The sequence below is a fragment of the Bacteroidales bacterium genome (genome assembly GCA_031276035.1).
GTDB lineage: Bacteria > Bacteroidota > Bacteroidia > Bacteroidales > BM520 > RGIG7150.
The window spans coordinates 1-4,524 of sequence record JAISNV010000017.1 but is presented as its reverse complement, the minus strand read 5'-3'; the positions used below and the strand labels follow the sequence as shown (position 1 = coordinate 4,524).

The window sequence follows — 4,524 nt, the reverse complement described above, 5'->3', positions numbered from 1 at the left end:
TGCATCATTTCAACGCAAGCTATACCTTTTGAATCATATTTTTTTAGTAAATCAAAAAAGATTTGGATTGATTCCTTTTCAGAAGAATCTCCAAATTCTTCATATAAACACCTTAAAGTATCAAGCAATGGCATTAAAGCTATTTCTGAAGGGAAACCATCTTCCACAGCATCTACAGCAAAAACAGCCCAAACATAGAGGTCGTAATAATGTGAACCGAGCATAAAGTACGAGGCAACATTTTGCTCCCATTCCACGAACACTTTTTCTAATATAGAGCTGTCTTTGGCGTGAGGATTGGATAGTGGTTGCAAATTACATGTCAGGGATAAAAAATTATCTCCCCATAGTCTCTCCATAGCATACAGCTTACGGGCATCGGAAACGTTTTGACCACGACTCGCAGGATCAATATCTGTTACACCAGTCCAGGCATAAATGATATCCCATACCATGTCCCTAGCCGTCAACGGATCAGAATCAACAAACTGTTGCAACAAAGTTTGCAATTGGTTATTTTCTTCGGCAGCCATGACTTGATGTAGGCTAGGAATATTGCCAAAACCTCTCAAGTTAGGTAACTGAGCTATTTCATCGGGTATCTCAATTTCATCAAGGTAATGTGTATCACTTAAATCTGATTGAAACCAAACGTCAGTCATTTGGCCAGAAGTGGCGTCATCACGTGTAAAATAGCCAATCTGACGATGCTGATTTTCATTTTCATCGGTGTAGTTTTGCTCTTCATAGGATACCTGTAAGCCTGAAATACCAGCATCTTCTAGTACCGCCAGTTCGCCTTCATCAACAATTCCATTGCTGTTAATGTCCTGCCACAATTTAAGAGCATTCCACGCTTCATCATTCTGATCTACCCAACCATCTCTGTTAGAATCTAACTCAGCCAATGCCTCAAAACCATTTGCCGCCTTCTGCCCATTATTTAAAATGGTATTGTCACCAAAAAGCTCACCCCCATTGTCAATCAAGCCGTTATTGTCTAAGTCACGAACCAATAGTGCATCAGATGGGTCAACCCAACCAGTCTTTTCGGCAAATCGGTTCCCATCATAGTCGAAAAAGACACCATTGGTTAAACTCGTTGTTTTAATACCATCACCGTTTAGGTCTAAAATTAGAGGGCTAGGTTTAGATGGAGGCATATAAGGTAAAGAAATGGTAGGACTAATTTGTTTTTTGTTGTTAACAATACATTTATTTGATAAAAAGAGATAGAAATATTCAAAGCTTGAACTATTTATAGTACCTTTTAGATAAAGCTTAATCATACTATGACATGGCTCATTCAAAAAAATAATAGTCTCATTATCTGATAAATAACCATTTAAAAGAAAATTATACAAATCATCGTAATCAAGAGGCTCTAATGAAGCAAAAGAACGACTCATATTTAAAATTTCAAGTACGTCAGAGTCATTATTAATATTTGCAAATAATTCACTTTTAGATGAATAAGCAGTTTTTTCCGGATTACTAAGCGTATTGCCATTATAAAGTTCATATATATTAAACAAATTTACTTCTTTATTATCTTTTTCTAACTTATTTTTTAAATAAAGATAATAATCTATCATATATTCAATATTTGTTTGATAATCTATTTCTTTTACCTTTGGTGACTTTTCTATAGACATTTTTCTAATAGTTTCATCTTTATAATTAAGACCTTGTAGTTCGTTAGTTAATCTTTGGTATTTAACTTGATTGATTGCAACTTGACTTAATTGCCCAACACCATAGTGCTCATTGTCGTTTGAAATGGCTAAAGGGTTAAACATAGATTCCATAAAAGCTATAGTAAAAATATTTTTAGTATCTTCCAAATCTAAATTTATAGATTTAGTTTGATATAATATTTCTGCAATTACATTTGCTCTTAGTGATTCAGCTATACTAGAGTATATATAATCATTTGTGGGCATATAAAGTATCCATATCTAAAAATATTTAAATTATTTTTCGATCAAATGAACTACCCCACAGCAAGACTGAGGGGTATCTTAGAAGAGAAGACTGCCTATTTGTAGCCTCTCTAAAATAATAGTAGCATTTTAGGATATATTTTTTACTTTAGTTTTACTTGCTTTTTTTAGTAATTTGATATCATATTTCATTTGTATCTTTACATACTGTCGCAAAAATCTCAAATCCTTATTTTTTTTGCGTTATTGTAATCCTCATAATATCGGGTGACAAGAGAAGAAAAAGCCAGGAAGACGCAGCAATGCTGCGGGAAAGGAAAGCCGCAGCAAGCTGCGGGGAATTAAACCCAAGAGATTAAAATATATATTTATTAAATTTACCTTCAACTATAGGTTAATTATAAATTATTTAGGAAAATTAATCAAATTATATTGCATTATCTAACGAAAAATTTTTTACAGTAATTGCACAAAAATATTTATAGTAAAATCAATTTTGCCTTTTTTATATATTATTGTTTGTCTATCTCTCAATTAAATCTATTTTATTGTATTGTGGATGAATAATCAATTTTCCCTGACAATCTATGAGACCCCATTTACCATTTTTTTTTACTGGGGCTATACCAAAAACGAACGATTTAACGTTATCAAATTCAGGAGGGATTACCCAATGACCATTTTTATCTATAAATCCCCACTTACCGTCTATTTCTGCTTTTGCCAGGCCATCACTAAAATAAAGAAGAAAATCAAAATCAGGAGGAATAACCCAATGACCATTTTTATCTATAAATCCCCACTTACCGTCTATTTCTGCAGCTGCTATACCCTCCCTGAAAGGATGAACAACACTAATTTCAGGATCATTAACGAAACGGCCATTTTTATCTATAAATCTCCACCAATGAATACCTGATTTAACAATTGCTAAACCATCCTTAAAATCACCAGGTTCTTCAAATTTCGGTGCGATAACCCAATGACCTTTTTTATCTATATACCCCCATTTTCCTTTTTCTTTTGCTGCGGCTAAACCTTCACTGAAAAATGTAATATATTCGAATTTTGGCTCAATAATCCAATGACCTTTCTTATCAATAAATCCCCACTTTCCTCCTTTTTCTGCTCCAGCCAATCCTTCCTTGAAATACGTACAATCACTTTTAGTATATATTGTGGCTGATAACTCCCAACAATCAAGTAGACTATCGTAATTAGGCTCAATAATCCAATGACCTTTCTTATCAATAAATCCCCACTTTCCTTCTTTATCTGCTATCGCCAGTCCATTAATAAAAGAAAGTACGAAATCAAATTCAGGAGGTATAACCCATTGCCCTTTTTTATCAATAAACCCCCACTTACTTTCATGTTTTGCTTTGGCAAGTTCTTCGTTAAAAGCCCCAACTTCACAAGGATTAATTTTTGGGTCAAGTATCCACTGTCCTTGTCCATCAATAAATGCATATTTATTGTTTTTATTACATAAATTATAAACATTTTCTCTTTCAAAAACGATAATTTTCGAATATAAAGGTTCTACAATCCATTCATTATTCATATTTATAATACCTACTTTATGATCTATTTCTGATCCTATATCTACAATGGCAAATAAATTTGTAACTTGTATTGTTTTTTTTGCATATATAGATTGTGGAAAAATTATAGATATTATAAATATATTAATGAAATATAAAAAGATCCTTTGATGCGGTAAATGTCTTATTTTATCCATTATATTAACTATCTTAGACACCAGAAAGATGTGCATATAAGCGCTTCCGGTTTTTTGCACTTCCACTTAAAATGTTCGATGCGCAAATTACAAAAAACTTATTCCTTTTAGTTTAACAAAATTTTCACTAAAATACAAATTTTTCGTAGTTGTTTCACAGTGTAGAGCAATACAAAAAATTCAAAATTATTTTCTCTCGCTGCTTCTGCTGTGTTCGACTTTAAATCTGCAATTCTTCTTCGTTCCATCTGTTCTCGTCACTGTTTTTTTTAAAGATTTGGGCAAATTTATACGTAAATTATGAGCTAAATTACTCACCAATGGAGGTTAGTTGACTCAGAAATTACGGATAATAGCCAAATGATAGCTATGCCGTAAAATTTTCTAAAAGTCTATCTCGGCCTCGGTCTCCTTGGCTCTGGCCTCTCCTGTGCCGACTCTGACATAGGCTTGGATTTTTCTTGTTCTGGTTCCGGCTCTTTCCTAGACATAAATCTCATTTCAGAGTCTGAAATAAAATAAAAACCAAACCCATGTTTTTCTACAACATTTCTGACCATGGCCTTAAATTGATCATCTCCTTGAATTATAATCTTTTTTTCTGGCGGCCAAATATCCATCCCTAGTCGCAATCCATTTAGTATAGTTTCTTCATCTGTCCTTTTTACCCATATTCTATTTGCCCAAACTATCAACGAAGCTACGTCCAACTGCCTGTTCCTAGGGTAAAGATAATACCCCTCCTCTTCGCTTAAACGTTTTACTACAAAAATATTTCCGACCCAAAGCGGGAAACGTATAATCTTTCCTTTATGACCAACAAACTTCGTACTACTTTGG

Annotated in this window: 3 protein-coding genes; all 3 read right to left on the bottom strand. The window is 33.3% G+C overall.

Features of this window, described 5'->3' with window-relative positions:
* A partial coding sequence (locus tag LBP67_04030) for a hypothetical protein (GenBank protein MDR2084144.1) occupies positions 1–1,943 on the bottom strand: 1,943 nt, incomplete at its 3' end.
* A gap of 523 nt (positions 1,944–2,466) precedes the next feature.
* Positions 2,467–3,507, bottom strand: coding sequence for a WG repeat-containing protein (locus LBP67_04025; protein ID MDR2084143.1), 1,041 nt, complete (start codon positions 3,505–3,507; stop codon positions 2,467–2,469).
* Between the two features lie 569 nt (positions 3,508–4,076).
* The coding region (locus LBP67_04020) for a hypothetical protein (GenBank protein ID MDR2084142.1) at positions 4,077–4,524 on the bottom strand (448 nt) is incomplete at its 5' end.